This window comes from Streptomyces sp. AC602_WCS936, from assembly GCF_019049125.1.
GTDB lineage: Bacteria > Actinomycetota > Actinomycetes > Streptomycetales > Streptomycetaceae > Streptomyces.
The window spans coordinates 602707-616968 of the sequence record NZ_JAGMUF010000090.1 but is presented as its reverse complement, the minus strand read 5'-3'; the positions used below and the strand labels follow the sequence as shown (position 1 = coordinate 616968).

Below are 14262 nucleotides of genomic sequence, written 5' to 3'. Positions count from 1 at the left end.
CGCCACCGCCCGCTTCACCGACACCGGCAACCTCACCGTCGTCGACGCCGACGGCAGCACCGTGCTGTGGGAGTCGAAGACCACCGCCGCCGGCGGCAGGGCCGTCCTCCAGGACCGCGGCAACCTCGTCGTCCACGACGCCCAGGGCGCCTCCCAGTGGGCCGCCGGCACCGTCGTCCGCCACGACTACAACGGCGACGGCCGCAGCGACCTCGCCGACTGGTACGACTACGGCGACGGCCACGACGAGATCCACGCCTTCCTCGCCAAGGCGGACGGCGGCTTCGACAGCCCCGTGCACGGCTGGGAGACCGCGGCCGGCAACTACTGGGCCGAGAACATGAAGCGCTTCACCGGCGACTTCAACGGCGACGGCCTCGGCGACGTCGCCGCCTTCTACGGCTACAGCAACGGCGACGTCGGCCTGATCACCTGGCTCGGCCGGGGCGGCGGCCACTTCGACGGCTCGCTGCACTCCTGGAAGGACACCGACGGCTGGAACTTCGACCGCATGACCGTCAACTCCGGTGACTTCGACGGCGACGGCCGCGACGACGTCGCCGTCTGGTACGACTACGCCGACGGCAGCGACAAGCTCCACACCTTCCTCGCCAAGGCCGACGGCGGCTTCGCCAACCCCTTCTCGTCCTTCACCCGGACCGAGGGCTGGACGGCCTCCAGCATGAAGTTCGCCACCGGCGACTACAACGGTGACGGCCGCGACGACCTCGCAGCCCTGTACGGCTACTCCACCGGTGAGGTCAAGCTCATCACCTTCCCGACCACGCCCGACGGCGGCTTCGACAACACGGCCGTCCACGGCTGGAGCAGCACCGGCTGGAACTTCGACGCCGCCAGCCTCCACTCCGGCGACTTCGACGGCGACGGCCGCGACGACCTGGCCGCCTGGTACGACTACGGCGACGGCCACGACGCCGTGATCGGCTTCACCGCCGACGCCGCCGGCAAGTTCGGCAACCGCACCGAGCTGTGGAACACCGCGGCCGGGAACTACACACGCGACCAGATGAAGATCGTCACCGGCGACTACGACGGCGACGGCCGCGACGACCTCGCCACCCTCTACGGCTACTCGGACGGCAGGGTGAAGACCATCACCTGGACCGCCAAGGCCGACGGCACCCTCAACTCCCCGCTGCACAGCTGGGAGGCCACGGACGGCTGGAACTTCGACCGCATGCACGCGATCGAGCGCTACAACAACCCCGCCTGAGTCCCTGCGAGCGGCCCCGTGGGCACGCTGCCCCGCCGTCACCGGCGGAGCAGCGTGCCCACGGCTGTATGCGGCCGGTATGCGGCCGCCCCGGTCTACCCGAGCGCCGCGACCTTGTCGCGGTATCCCCGTACCGGTGCCGCGTCCTTGTACGGCTCCAGCCGCCGTTCGAAGTCGCGGACGTACTCCGCCGCCCGCGCCGACCTCATCTCGGCCGCCTGTCCGGCCGCCTCGGCGGCCAGCTGGCAGGCCTGGTCGAGTTCGCCGAGGCCCAGGCGGGCGGTGGCGAGGACCACCCGGCAGAAGAGCCTGCTGCGCGCGTACACGGGAGCGCGCAGCAGCAGCGAGCGTTCCGCGTACTGGGCGGCGGCCCGGAACTGCTGCAGGTCGCGGTGGCAGTGCCCGAACTCGTCGGCGAGCTGCGCCTCGTCGAAGAAGCGCGCCCAGTGCGGCACCTCGTCGCCGGGCCGGGCGGCCTCCAGGGCGCGCTCGGCCCGGACCAGTGAGGCGGTGCAGGCCCGCACCTCGCCGAGGACGCCGTGCGCCCGCGCCTCGGCGGCGTGCAGCAGCGTCTGCACTACCGGCGGCGCGGAGGTCCCGACCCCCTGCTGCGCCACCCGCGCGAGCTGCACGGCCTCGCGCCCGTGCCCCAGGTAGACGGCCTGCCGGCTCATGGTGACCAGCACGTACGAGCCGTACGCGCGGTCCCCGGCCGCCTGCGCGAGCCGCAGCGCCTGGACGAAGTAGCGCTGGGCGAGGCCGTGCGCGGCGATGTCGTACGACGTCCAGCCCGCGAGCCGGGTCAGGTCGGCGGCGGCGGCGAACAGGCGGCGGCCGGTCTGCTCGCCGTAGGTACCGCGCAGCATCGGCTCCAGCTCGTGCTCCAGGTAGCGCACGAGGGCCTGCCGGGCGTGCCCGCCGCCGTACCGGTCGTCCAGGCTGCGGAACAGCTCGCCGACCGAGCGCAGCGCGGCGAGGTCGCCGCCGGTGACCTTCTGGCCGGGGCCGCGGTCGGCGGCCGGTGCGCGCCGGCGGGCCGGGTCGAGCGGCACGGGCCCCCTGGGCATCGCGGGGCGGCCCTGCGCGGGGATGCGGACGGGCACCTCGGCGCGGGCCACCTTCTCGTCGGCCCGCCCGATCAGCCAGTCCCGGCTGGGCACGACCAGCCCGGCCGGCGTGAAGGCGATCTTGCGCAGCTCGGCGTGGCTGCCGGAGTCCTTGCGCCACAGCCCGCCGACGATGTCGACCGCCTCCTCCGGGGTGGCGGCGAACTCCAGCCCCGCGTAGACGGGCGCGCAGGCGTCGAGGCCGAGGTCCTGCGCGCTGAGGCGGCGGCCGAGGCGCCGGGTGAAGACCTCGGCGATCAGCGCCGGGGTGGTGCCGCGGGGCTGCTGGCCGCGCAGCCACCGGGTGACGGACGTCTTGTCGTATCTCAGGTCCAGGCCGTGTTCGAGTCCGAGCTGGTCGACGCGACGCGCGAGACCCGCGTTCGAGAACCCCGCTTCGGCGATGAGCGCGGCGAGCTGGCGGTTGGGGGTGCGCTGCGCGGGTCGTTCCGTCATGGTGCGGTGCGGTCTCCTGCCTTCCGGGCGTTCGATGTGCCCGGAGCGCCTGTGAGCAGCCCTTATGGCCTCGTGAACGGCGCGAATGTAGCGGAGAGTAAGCGCACGATCGCACACTTCGACCGGCATTCATCCGATCGTGTGAGGATTGCCCGCCCGGCTGACGACGTGCGGGCGGTCGTACAGTGGCGTGGGCACGCTTCGTGCCTTACGACCTTCCGGGGAGGCATTGCCGTGAGTGAGCTGCGGTTCGTCCGAATGGGGTTCGGTGCCGATCGCGTCGAGTACCAGGAGGCGTGGGACGAGCAGCGCCGGGTGCACGCCGCACGCTTCGCCGACGAGCTCCCCGACACCGTGCTGCTCCTCGAACACCCGCCGGTCTACACCGCCGGCCGGCGCACCGAGGACAGCGAGCGTCCGCTGGACGGCACGCCGGTGATCGACGTGGACCGCGGCGGCAAGATCACCTGGCACGGGCCGGGCCAGCTGGTGGGCTACCCGATCCAGAAGCTCCCGCGCCCGGTGGACGTGGTGGCGCACGTGCGGCGGCTGGAGGAGGCGCTGATCCGGACCTGCGCGGAGTTCGGCGTGGAGACCAGCCGGGTGGAGGGCCGCAGCGGTGTGTGGGTCCTCGGTGACCCGGTCGAGCGCCGCCCCGCGCTCGGCGGACTCTCCCTGGACTTCGATCCACGCCTCACGGACGAGGAGTTCGACCCCCGTCTGAACGGCCCCGACTACGCCCCCTCCAACGCCGGCCAGCGCCGCGAGGACCGCAAGATCGCCGCGATCGGCATCCGGGTCGCCAAGGGCGTCACCATGCACGGCTTCGCCCTGAACGTGAACCCGGACAACAAGTGGTTCGACCGGATCATCCCGTGCGGCATCCGCGACGCGGGCGTCGCCTCGCTGGCGGGCGAGCTCGGCCGCGACGTGACCATCGAGGAGGTCCTGCCGGTGGCCGAGCGCCACCTGCGCGACGTCCTGGAGAACGCGGAACTGAAGCCGCGAGTGATCGAGAAGGCGCCGGCGGCATAAAAACAGCCCGTCCGGCGTTTGAGGACGAGGCCGTTCAGGCCGAAGCGGGGGCCTGGGGGCGGCAGCCCCCAGCAAGGCCAGCACCCTCGCCGGGCATCAAAACAACGGGCGTACCCTGAAGGTCGCCGAAGAATCAATCGCTAGGGAGCCGGTCGTGTCCGCAGTCGCACCCGACGGACGCAAGATGCTGCGCCTGGAGGTCCGCAACAGCCAGACCCCCATCGAGCGCAAGCCCGAGTGGATCAAGACCCGGGCGAAAATGGGCCCCGAGTACACCAAGATGCAGAACCTCGTGAAGAGCGAGGGCCTGCACACGGTCTGCCAGGAAGCGGGCTGTCCCAACATCTACGAGTGCTGGGAGGACCGCGAGGCGACCTTCCTCATCGGCGGTGACCAGTGCACCCGGCGCTGTGACTTCTGCCAGATCGACACCGGCAAGCCCGAGGCGCTCGACCGCGACGAGCCCCGCCGCGTCGGCGAGTCCGTGGTCACCATGGACCTGAACTACGCCACCATCACCGGCGTCGCCCGCGACGACCTCCCGGACGGCGGCGCCTGGCTGTACGCGGAGACGGTGCGCCAGATCCACCAGCAGACGGCGGACCGCGAGGACGGCCGCACCAAGGTGGAGCTGCTCGCCCCCGACTTCAACGCGGTGCCGGAGCTCCTGCGGGAGGTCTTCGACTCCCGCCCCGAGGTCTTCGCGCACAACGTCGAGACGGTCCCCCGCATCTTCAAGCGCATCCGCCCCGGCTTCCGCTACGAGCGCTCGCTGAAGGTCATCACGGACGCCCGCGACTACGGTCTGGTCACGAAGTCGAACCTGATCCTCGGCATGGGCGAGACCCGCGAGGAGATCAGCGAGGCGCTGAAGGAGCTGCACGAGGCCGGCTGCGAGCTGATCACCATCACGCAGTACCTGCGCCCGTCGGTGCGCCACCACCCCGTGGAGCGCTGGGTCAAGCCGCAGGAGTTCGTGGAGCTGAAGGAGGAGGCCGAGCAGATCGGCTTCTCGGGCGTGATGTCGGGCCCGCTGGTGCGGTCCTCGTACCGCGCCGGGCGGCTGTACCAGATGGCCATGGAGCAGCGCCGGACCGCCACCGTCTGATCCGCCCCGCCGGGCCGCCGTCCGGCGAGCGTGTGAATTCACGCACAAGCTGCTACCGGCCAGTAATGGCCGATATCCCGCGGCCCCGACCGTCCTCGCAGATGAGGGCACCGGTCGGGGCCGCGGCGTCGTTGCGGCCCCCGGCATCGCGGCTTCATGTCCGTTTGACCGGCGGGTCACGCCCTGGTAACACCAATCAGTGACCCTGGTATCACGCCACGTACACCCGTCTCCGTACCCGGAGCCGTACCGAGGGGGGACCTCCACGATGCAGGCCGCGCCCGTTCGCGCCACCGCCGTCCGCGCCACCGCCATCCCGTCGTTCACCACCGCCCTGCGGGCCGTCGAGTCGCTGCTGATGAGCGGCGGTCAGCGCACCGCCCGGCGCAACGCGTGGACCTCCGTGCTGGAGGACCGCCGCCGCGCCAAGGACCGGATCGAGACGGAGCGCGTACTGCGGCAGTCCGTCGCCGGCCGCCCCTGATCCCGGCCCCCGACGTCCCGCCTCCCCGCACGCCGGGCACTGCCGTCGTCGGCGCTCGGCGGGGCACGTAGACTTCGTGCCATGGCGAGGAAGGAACCTGCAGCGGACGCTGCGAACCCCGGGCGACTGAAGCAGATCGCTCTGACCTACAAGATGACCCGCAAGGCCGACAAGAAGATCGGTCTTGTACTCGCGGGTGTCGGCATCGTCGTCTTCGGTGTCTTCCTCGCGATCGGTTTCCTGGTCGGTCACCCCATCTATCTCGGCATCCTGGGCGTGCTGCTCGCCTTCCTCGCGACGGCGATCGTCTTCGGGCGCCGGGCCGAGCGGGCGGCCTTCGGCCAGATGGAGGGCCAGCCCGGCGCGGCCGCGGCCGTACTGGACAACGTCGGCCGGGGCTGGACGACGACGCCCGCGGTGGCGATGAACCGCAACCAGGACGTGGTGCACCGCGCGGTGGGCAAGGCCGGCATCGTGCTGGTGGCGGAGGGCAACCCGAACCGGGTGAAGTCCCTGCTCGCCGCCGAGAAGAAGAAGATGAACCGCATCGTCTCCGACGTGCCCGTGCACGACCTGATCGTGGGCACCGGCGAGGGCCAGGTCGAGCTGAAGAAGCTGCGCACCACCATGCTCAAGCTCCCCCGCGTGCTCTCCGGCCCGCAGGTCACCGTGACCAACGACCGGCTGCGCGCCCTGGGCGACCTGATGAGCAACATGCCGCTCCCCAAGGGCCCGATGCCGAAGGGCATGCGCATGCCCAAGGGCGGCAACCCCAGACAGCGCTGACCTCGCGACCCACGGCAACGCGCCGGTACGGCGATGGGGGCACCCGGACTGATCCGGGTGCCCCCATCGCCGTACCGGCGTCGTCGTGCCTCAGACCCGTACTTCCACGGTGCGCGCCAGCCGGTCGTGCAGGCCGCGGCCGTCGCGGTCCCAGATCAGGGCCGGGACGGCGACGCACAGCAGGACCGAGCGCAGCAGGGCGCGCAGCGGGCTCGGGCGGCCCGTGCCCAGCTCGACCACGCGCAGGCCGAACAGGCGCTTGCCGGGGGTGAAGCCGATCGTGCCGACGGTCAGCACGCTCAGCACGAAGAAGATCAGCAGGGCCCAGTTGCTGGTCGCCTGGCCGTAGCCGTCCGTGATCAGGCCGTATGCGATCAGGAGGCACAGGGCCCAGTCGACGGCCAGGGCGCCGATCCGCCGGCCCGGGCGGGCGATCGAGCCCGGCCCCTCCTCCGGCAGACCGAGCTGTTCGCCCCGGTATCCGAGGTCCGCACCGGACTCCTCGATGGCGGCACGCGGCCCGGAAAGCCACGATCCGATTGCTTGCCTGTTGTCCACCCGACCACGGTACTGCGCCCCCGAATGCCCCAAGGACGGAGGGTGCGCGAAGGGCGGCCGGGAGGGCGCACGGCGGGGTGTGACGGGCCCGGATGAGGCCTACGCTGGAACGGAGCCGGTTAACTTCTGCGAAACAAATGGGTCACGCCCGAGAAATCACCCGTCCCTAGGGTCGAGGAAGCGTGTGCCACCCGCACTGGCCGCACGAACGATCTACCACCCCGGCGGGACGGTCGGGAGTAGGAGGAGCTGGATGTTCCAGAACGCCGACGACGCCAAGAAGTACATCGCCGACGAGGACGTCAAGTTCGTCGACGTCCGGTTCTGCGACCTGCCGGGCGTCATGCAGCACTTCACGTTGCCCGCCGAGGCGTTCGACCCCGACGACGAGCAGGCCTTCGACGGGTCCTCGATCCGCGGTTTCCAGGCCATCCACGAGTCGGACATGTCCCTGCGCCCCGACCTGTCCACCGCGCGCGTCGACCCGTTCCGCCGGGACAAGACCCTCAACATCAACTTCTTCATCCACGACCCGATCACGGGCGAGCAGTACTCCCGCGACCCGCGGAACGTGGCGAAGAAGGCCGAGGCCTACCTCGCCTCCACCGGCATCGCCGACACGGCGTTCTTCGGTCCGGAGGCGGAGTTCTACGTCTTCGACAGCGTGCGCTTCAAGACCGCCGAGAACGAGTCCTTCTACCACATCGACTCCGAGGCCGGCGCCTGGAACACCGGCGCCCTGGAGGACAACCGCGGCTACAAGGTCCGCTACAAGGGCGGCTACTTCCCGGTCCCGCCGGTCGACCACTTCGCCGACCTGCGCGCCGAGATGTCCCTGGAGTTGCAGCGCTCCGGCCTCCAGCTGGAGCGCCTGCACCACGAGGTGGGCACCGCCGGCCAGGCCGAGATCAACTACAAGTTCAACACGCTGCTCGCCGCCGCCGACGACCTCATGCTCTTCAAGTACATCGTCAAGAACGTGGCCTGGCGCAACGGCAAGACGGCGACCTTCATGCCGAAGCCGATCTTCGGCGACAACGGCTCGGGCATGCACGTCCACCAGTCGCTGTGGACGAACGGCGAGCCGCTCTTCTACGACGAGCAGGGCTACGCCGGCCTGTCCGACACCGCGCGCTACTACATCGGCGGCATCCTCAAGCACGCCCCGTCGCTGCTGGCCTTCACCAACCCGACGGTGAACTCCTACCACCGCCTGGTCCCGGGCTTCGAGGCGCCGATCAACCTGGTGTACTCGCAGCGCAACCGTTCCGCCGCGATGCGCATCCCGATCACCGGGTCGAACCCGAAGGCCAAGCGCGTCGAGTTCCGCGCGCCGGACGCCTCCGGCAACCCGTACCTGGCCTTCTCGGCCCTGCTGCTGGCGGGTCTGGACGGCATCAAGAACAAGATCGAGCCGGCCGAGCCGATCGACAAGGACCTCTACGAGCTCGCTCCCGAGGAGCACGCGAACGTGGCCCAGGTCCCGACCTCCCTCGGTGCGGTCCTCGACCGCCTGGAGAGCGACCACGAGTTCCTCCTCCAGGGCGACGTGTTCACGCCGGACCTGATCGAGACGTGGATCGACTTCAAGCGCGCGAACGAGATCGCGCCGCTGCAGCTGCGTCCGCACCCGCACGAGTTCGAGATGTACTTCGACGTGTGATCGTGCCTGATCTCCCTGATCGCCACGCGGTCCGTCCGGCGCCCCTCGTCCCCGTCCCCGGGGGCGGGGGGCGCCGTCGTCATACCGGTCGTTGGCCGAAAAGCTTCACAGGGGAAACCCGGCCCGGGATCATAGACACTGAGACTGTTGTTCGAGTCAGGGGACGGGGAGAGGCACCGGACATGTCCGAGCGGGACGACGAGGAACGCGAGTTCGACATCAAGTGGGCGGACGGCGCCGAGCACAAGGAGCCCTCCGCGCGTGCCCGGATGCTCGCCGCGCGCTGGAAGGAGAACCCTCCCGGCCCGGTCCCCTTCCGCGCCGACCCCGACCACGTGGGCTCACGGCGCCGGTCGTCGTGGGTGTCCACCGCCGTGGTCCTCGGCTGCGTCGCGGCGGTGATCGTGCTGCTCGGCTACATCAACTTCCGGGCGCCCTACTAGTACTGCCCGGTGCCGCCGGTCTCAGCGGAACGCGGCGACGTTGCGGGCGGCCCAGTCGGCGAAGGGGCGCGGGGCGCGGCCGAGGACGCGCTCGACGTCCGGGCTGACGCGCTGCTCGGCCGGGCTCGGGTTGCCGACGATGTCCAGGGTGTCGTCGGCGAGTTCCGCCGGCATGCTCCGGGCCATGGCGGCCCTGGCCTCGTCGCGGGTCAGCTCGTGGAAGGCCACGGGCGAGCCCAGCGCTGCCGCGAGGGCCTCCGTCTGCCCGCGCGGAGTGATCACCTCCGGGCCGGTCAGCTCGTACGCGCCGCCGGTGTGCCGGTCCTCCAGCAGGCAGGCCGCCGCCACTGCCGCGATGTCGGCCGGGTCGATCACCGGCACCCCGACGTCACCGAAGGGCGCCGCGACGACCCGTTGCGCGCGGACGGACTCGGCCCACCACAGGGCGTTGGAGGCGAAGCCGCCCGGTCGCAGCACGGCCCACTCCAGGCCGGACTCCCGCACCGTGTCCTCCAGTGCGCGCATCGCGATCCGCGTCGCCCCGAAGGGCCTGGTCACCACGCCGAGCGTGGAGAGCAGGACGATGCGGCGGACCCCGCTGTCCGCGGCCTCGGTGACGATGTCGGCGGGGTGGGCGCCAAGGGCGTGCAGATCGCCGGAGAGCAGCAGGAACAGCGACTTCGCCCCGGCCAGCGCGGGCCGCAGGCCGGCCGGCTCGGCGAGGTCGGCCACCCGGTGGCGGACGCCGTCCGGCACCGCCGCCGGGTGCCGGGACACCGCCGTCACCTGCTCGCCCGCCTCCGCCAGCGCCCGCGTCAGCGGCCGGCCGATGTTCCCGGTCGCCCCGGTCACCACGATCATGATCAGCTCCTTGTCGGATGTGCTCTGAGGACGTTCACGCTAGGAGCGGGAGCTAACTCTTGGTAAGGGCATACCTGGAGGTAAGCTCATGACATGACGGAAGGTGTGCAGCACAGGCGGGTCGAGACCGGCGAGCGGTATGACGTGTTTCACACCGACTGCCTGGCGCGGGACGTGGTCGACCACGTGACCAGCAGGTGGGGCGTCTGGGTGCTGATCTCCCTGCGCCACAACGACCTCCGGTTCTACGAGCTGCGCGAGAGCATCCAGGGCATCAGCGAGAAGATGCTGGCCCAGACCCTGCGCGCACTGGTCGAGGACGGCCTGGTCTGGCGGAAGGTCGAGCCGACGACGCCGCCGCAGGTCACGTACGGGCTGACCGAGTTCGGCCGGGACGTCGGCGAGCCGCTGACGGAGCTGTTCGACCGGATCACCCGGCGGCTGTCGGCGCCCGACGCCGCCTAGCCTCCGCTGTCAGTGGTGCCGGGCACCATGTCCCTACCGAGACACGTACCGAGGACACGCATCGAGGGCGCGGCGAAGGGGCGGAGGGCCTGCATGGGTGACGGCGGACGACGGCACTCGCGGAGGTCGAGGAGTCGGCACTGGCCGCGCTGGCCCGGCGCGGTCAGGCGACGGCCGCCGAGCTGGCCCGGGACGAGCCGCGCCTGAAGGAGCGGTTCGTCTACGCGGCCGGGAAGAGCTACGAGGGCGTGCACACCGTCTCCACCCGGCTGCTGAAGGTGCTGGGCGTGGAGGGCAAGGTGGTGCGGGGTCGGCCCCTGGGCTCGTGGACGTCCAGCCAGTTCCGCTGGGCGCCGGCGCCCGACCATCCCGAGCTGGACGCGGGCGAGGCGCAGGCGGAGCTGCTGCGGGGGTGGCTGACCGCGTGCGGGCCGGCCACCGAGGACGACCTGAAGTGGTGGACGGGGTGGCGGGTGACCGAGGTGCGCCGGGCGCTGGCCGCGGTCGGCGCGGAGGCGGTGTCCCTGTACGAGGGGACCGGGTACGTCGTCGCGGGGGACGCCGGTTCGGCGACCGGGGCGACTCAGCCGTGGGCGGCGCTGCTGCCCGCCCTCGACCCGACGGCGATGGGCTGGCGGCACCGGGACTGGTATCTCGCGCCCGAGCTGCGGCCGATGCTCTTCGACCGCAGCGGCAACGTCGGGCCGACGGTGTGGTGGAACGGCCGCGTCGTCGGCGGCTGGGCCCAGCGGGCCGACGGCGAGATCGTCTGGCGGGTCCTGGACGGTGACGGCATCGGCCGCGACGCGAAAAGCGCGCTCGCGGCCGAGGCGGAGCGCCTGGCGTCCTGGATGGGCACGACCCGGATCACCCCCCGCTTCCGAACGCCGCTGGAACGGGAGTTGTCGGCGTAGGGTCCCGCTCGGCGCCGGTCGGCAAGATCAGCCCGTCCGGCGTTTGAGGACGAGGCCCGTTCAGGGCCGAAGCGGGGGGCCTGGGGGCGGCAGCCCCCAGGGACGGCAACACGAGCGCCGGGCACCGCGAGAAGACACGGCGCCCGGCGCCAGGTTCACCGCGAGTACCGCATCAACGCCCGCACCATGTGGCACGTGGTGTCCGACGGCGGGTGGACGCCGATGGTCAGCGCGGCGCTCCGTATCCTCTCGTCGCGCGCCTGGTCGGCCAGGTAGACGCCGGAGTCGAGCAGGGCGATGGCGAGCCGCATCGCCTTGAGCCGGCGGTTGTGCGTGATGTACCACTCGCGGGGGCGGCCCGCCGGCAGCGGACGCTTCTCCACGGGCTCGTAGGGCAGGTCGAGCAGGACGGGCCGCTTGGCGGTGGACTGGGTGGGCAACGGCTTCGACTTCAGTGCGGCAGCGGGCACGGGCATCCTCCTGTCGCGGTCAGGGCGCCGTCCGGACCTCCCGGCGACACCCTCGAACACTGCTTCTATTTTACCGCCCACCACTGACAAAAGCCCCTGGCCACAAGGGCTTTCGGGGGTACTGTGACGCACGGGGTGAACGAGTTTCCGCACCCTCCGGCTACCGTGTGCGCCATGGAGATCTGGATCAACCCGGCCTGTTCGAAGTGCCGCAGCGCGATCAGCCTGCTCGACGCGGAGGGGGCCGACTACACCGTCCGCCGCTACCTGGACGACGTACCCGGCGAGGACGAGATCCGTGAGGTGCTCACCCGCCTCGGCCTCGAACCCTGGGACATCACCCGCACCCAGGAGGCCGCCGCGAAGGAACTGGGCCTGAAGGACTGGCCCCGTGACGAGACGTCACGCGACCGGTGGGTCACGGCACTCGCCGAGCACCCGAAGCTGATCCAGCGTCCGATCATCACGGCGGACGACGGAACGGCCGTCGTGGGCCGCACGGACGAGGCGGTTCGGGACGCTCTGTCCCGGTAGGGCGCAGGTTACTCGCGCGTAGGGGCGTCGTCGCTGAGCAACTCCGTTCGGTATTCCGTACATAGCCGCGTACGCTCCCCTACCTCTTCAGGAGGCGCGCATGTCGCGCAGGAGAACTCTCGGCACGAAGAAGAAGATCGCACTCCTGGTCAGTGCCGCGACGGTGGCGGGCGGTGGGGCCTTCGTGATGGCGAACGCCTCGAACGCCGCGCAGACCGACCAGAACGCGCGGACCAGGACGGCCCAGGACTCCTCCGTCTGCCAGGGTCTGGCCACCGCGCTCGGCAACAACCAGCGTTTCATCGAAGGCCAGCGGGCCGACCCCGACGCGCAGTCGGAGGCCAGGATCGCCAACCGCGAGGCCGTCATCGCGGAGATCGAGCGCAAACAGGAGGCGTCCGGGTGCGCGGTCGGGGAGTCGGCTCAGGACTCCCAGCCCGCACAGCCGCCGCAGGACGGCCAGGACGCCGGACAGGAGGCGGGCCAGGACGCCGGACAGGAAGCGGGCCAGGAGGCCGCCGGACAGGGCGCCGGTGAGCAGGTGTGCAACGGCTCCACCGTCACCCTCTCCGGCGAGGGCGGCGCACCCGCCGCGTCCAGCAACCAGTTCCCCGTGGGCACCAGACTCAAGGTGACCAACCTCGACAACGCCAAGTCCACGACGGTGGAGGTCTCCTCGGTGTCGGGCAGCTGCGTGCTGCTCAACAACGCGGCGTTCGAGCAGGTCCGGGAGGAGGGCAAGTTCCTGATCCGGCGGGCGCTGATCGAGAAGGTCGGTTGAGACCCGGTCACGAACCGGCCGGCGACCGTGCGGGGGTGGCGGTGGCCGGCCGGCAGCGGTGAGAGACGCACCACACCGCACCCAGGTAACACGGGGTTCACAAACGGGCAACGGACGGGAAATCGCCGGTTGGCACGCTGCACGGCAGCAGGAGCGGCGCACCGGTGCCGCAGCGCCGCAGCACCCGCAGTGCGCCCAGACCACCCCGAAGGATGTGTCCCCGTGACCTTCAAGGCCGAGTACATCTGGATCGACGGCACCGAGCCGACGGCCAAGCTCCGTTCCAAGACGAGGATCATCACGGACGCCCCCGCGGGCGTGGACGCGCTGCCGATCTGGGGCTTCGACGGCTCCTCCACCAACCAGGCCGAGGGCAGCTCCTCGGACTGCGTGCTCAAGCCGGTCTTCTCCTGCCCCGACCCGATCCGCGGCGGCGACGACATCCTGGTGCTGTGCGAGGTCCTCGACACGGACATGACGCCGCACCCGAGCAACACCCGCGCCGCGCTGGCCGAGGTCGCCGGGCGGTTCGCCGCGCAGGAGCCGATCTTCGGCATCGAGCAGGAGTACACCTTCTTCAAGGGCGCCCGCCCGCTCGGCTTCCCGGAGGGCGGCTTCCCGGCCGCGCAGGGCGGCTACTACTGCGGTGTCGGCTCGGACGAGATCTTCGGCCGCGACGTCGTCGAGGCCCACCTGGAGAACTGCCTGAAGGCCGGCCTCGGCATCTCCGGCATCAACGCCGAGGTCATGCCGGGCCAGTGGGAGTTCCAGGTCGGCCCGCTGTCCCCGCTGGAGGTCTCCGACCAGCTGTGGGTGGCCCGCTGGCTGCTCTACCGCACCGCCGAGGACTTCGAGGTCTCCGCGACCCTGGACCCCAAGCCGGTCAAGGGCGACTGGAACGGCGCGGGCGCGCACACCAACTTCTCCACCAAGGCGATGCGCGAGGGTTACGACGCGATCATCACCGCCTGTGAGTCGCTCGGTGAGGGCTCCAAGCCGATGGACCACGTCAAGAACTACGGCGCCGGCATCGACGACCGCCTGACCGGCCTGCACGAGACCGCCCCGTGGAACGAGTACTCCTACGGCGTCTCGGACCGCGGCGCCTCGGTCCGCATCCCGTGGCAGGTCGAGAAGGACGGCAAGGGCTACATCGAGGACCGCCGTCCCAACGCCAACGTCGACCCGTACGTGGTGACCCGCCTGCTCGTCGACACCTGCTGCGCGGCGCTGGAGAAGGCCGGCCAGGTCTGATCCGGCCGACGATCGCCTGAAGGGGGCGTCCACCACGACGGTGGACGCCCCCTTCGCGCTGCCCCGCGACCGTTCGGTGATCGCGTTGTCAGTGGTGCGTGGCACTGTGG

At 71.1% G+C, this 14262-nt stretch carries 15 protein-coding genes and 1 pseudogene; 12 read left to right on the top strand and 4 right to left on the bottom strand.

Translation table 11 applies throughout. From position 1 onward, the window contains the following. Positions 1 to 1234, top strand: a 1234-nt coding sequence (locus tag KUM03_RS38600) for an FG-GAP-like repeat-containing protein (RefSeq protein WP_254399900.1), incomplete at its 5' end; no start/stop codon positions are given. A 95-nt stretch (positions 1235 to 1329) separates the two neighbouring features. Here KUM03_RS38600 and KUM03_RS28155 read toward each other — a convergent pair. Then, the gene (locus tag KUM03_RS28155) at positions 1330 to 2796 is read right to left on the bottom strand and encodes a regulator (protein WP_217252647.1); all 1467 of its coding nucleotides are present in this window, start codon (positions 2794 to 2796) and stop codon (positions 1330 to 1332) included. A gap of 234 nt (positions 2797 to 3030) precedes the next feature. Between KUM03_RS28155 and lipB the strand changes: the two genes are divergently transcribed. The 4 genes from lipB (at position 3031) to KUM03_RS28135 (ending at position 6209) form a co-directional block, all read left to right on the top strand. Continuing rightward, positions 3031 to 3831, top strand: coding sequence for a lipoyl(octanoyl) transferase LipB (gene lipB / locus KUM03_RS28150; RefSeq protein WP_217252645.1), 801 nt, complete (start codon positions 3031 to 3033; stop codon positions 3829 to 3831). A 154-nt stretch (positions 3832 to 3985) separates the two neighbouring features. Beyond that, the gene (gene lipA, locus KUM03_RS28145; protein WP_217252643.1) at positions 3986 to 4939 is read left to right on the top strand and encodes a lipoyl synthase; all 954 of its coding nucleotides are present in this window, start codon (positions 3986 to 3988) and stop codon (positions 4937 to 4939) included. 268 nt (positions 4940 to 5207) lie between these two features. Further along, complete coding sequence (locus KUM03_RS28140) at positions 5208 to 5423, top strand: hypothetical protein (RefSeq protein WP_217252641.1); 216 nt, start codon at positions 5208 to 5210, stop codon at positions 5421 to 5423. An 81-nt stretch (positions 5424 to 5504) separates the two neighbouring features. Next, positions 5505 to 6209 (top strand): DUF4191 domain-containing protein, encoded by a 705-nt coding sequence (locus tag KUM03_RS28135; protein ID WP_217252638.1) that lies wholly within the window; start codon positions 5505 to 5507, stop codon positions 6207 to 6209. Positions 6210 to 6299: 90 nt separating this feature from the next. Here the strand turns inward: KUM03_RS28135 and KUM03_RS28130 are convergent, their stop codons facing one another. Beyond that, entirely contained in the window at positions 6300 to 6767 is a 468-nt protein-coding gene (locus KUM03_RS28130; RefSeq protein WP_217252636.1) for an RDD family protein, read from the bottom strand. A gap of 253 nt (positions 6768 to 7020) precedes the next feature. Between KUM03_RS28130 and glnA the strand changes: the two genes are divergently transcribed. Continuing rightward, positions 7021 to 8430, top strand: a complete 1410-nt coding sequence (glnA, locus tag KUM03_RS28125) for a type I glutamate--ammonia ligase (RefSeq protein ID WP_217252634.1) — start codon at positions 7021 to 7023, stop codon at positions 8428 to 8430. A 182-nt stretch (positions 8431 to 8612) separates the two neighbouring features. Next, positions 8613 to 8873 (top strand): hypothetical protein, encoded by a 261-nt coding sequence (locus tag KUM03_RS28120; RefSeq protein WP_073722279.1) that lies wholly within the window; start codon positions 8613 to 8615, stop codon positions 8871 to 8873. A 21-nt stretch (positions 8874 to 8894) separates the two neighbouring features. On the opposite strand, the gene KUM03_RS28115 is transcribed toward KUM03_RS28120, so the two are convergent. Then, positions 8895 to 9734: an SDR family oxidoreductase gene (locus KUM03_RS28115; RefSeq protein WP_217252632.1), complete on the bottom strand. Its 840-nt coding sequence runs from the start codon at positions 9732 to 9734 to the stop codon at positions 8895 to 8897. Positions 9735 to 9827: 93 nt separating this feature from the next. Here KUM03_RS28115 and KUM03_RS28110 point away from each other — a divergent pair, with 93 nt between their 5' ends. Both KUM03_RS28110 and KUM03_RS28105 read left to right on the top strand, forming a co-directional pair. After that, on the top strand, positions 9828 to 10199 hold the full coding sequence (locus KUM03_RS28110; protein ID WP_217252630.1) for a helix-turn-helix domain-containing protein: 372 nt from the start codon (positions 9828 to 9830) through the stop codon (positions 10197 to 10199). A gap of 116 nt (positions 10200 to 10315) precedes the next feature. Continuing rightward, positions 10316 to 11113, top strand: a pseudogene (locus KUM03_RS28105) (winged helix DNA-binding domain-containing protein); the annotation flags it as partial. Between the two features lie 155 nt (positions 11114 to 11268). Here KUM03_RS28105 and KUM03_RS28100 read toward each other — a convergent pair. Further along, positions 11269 to 11583 (bottom strand): hypothetical protein, encoded by a 315-nt coding sequence (locus KUM03_RS28100; protein ID WP_217252628.1) that lies wholly within the window; start codon positions 11581 to 11583, stop codon positions 11269 to 11271. Between the two features lie 174 nt (positions 11584 to 11757). On the opposite strand from KUM03_RS28100, the gene KUM03_RS28095 reads away from it, so the two are divergent. The 3 genes from KUM03_RS28095 to glnII all read left to right on the top strand — a co-directional run bounded on the left by KUM03_RS28095 (position 11758) and on the right by glnII (position 14152). Further along, positions 11758 to 12117 (top strand): arsenate reductase family protein, encoded by a 360-nt coding sequence (locus KUM03_RS28095; RefSeq protein WP_217252625.1) that lies wholly within the window; start codon positions 11758 to 11760, stop codon positions 12115 to 12117. Between the two features lie 100 nt (positions 12118 to 12217). Next, positions 12218 to 12898, top strand: a complete 681-nt coding sequence (locus KUM03_RS28090; protein WP_217252623.1) for a hypothetical protein — start codon at positions 12218 to 12220, stop codon at positions 12896 to 12898. 222 nt (positions 12899 to 13120) lie between these two features. Then, positions 13121 to 14152: a glutamine synthetase gene (glnII, locus tag KUM03_RS28085; RefSeq protein ID WP_217252621.1), complete on the top strand. Its 1032-nt coding sequence runs from the start codon at positions 13121 to 13123 to the stop codon at positions 14150 to 14152. Positions 14153 to 14262: the final 110 nt, after the last annotated feature.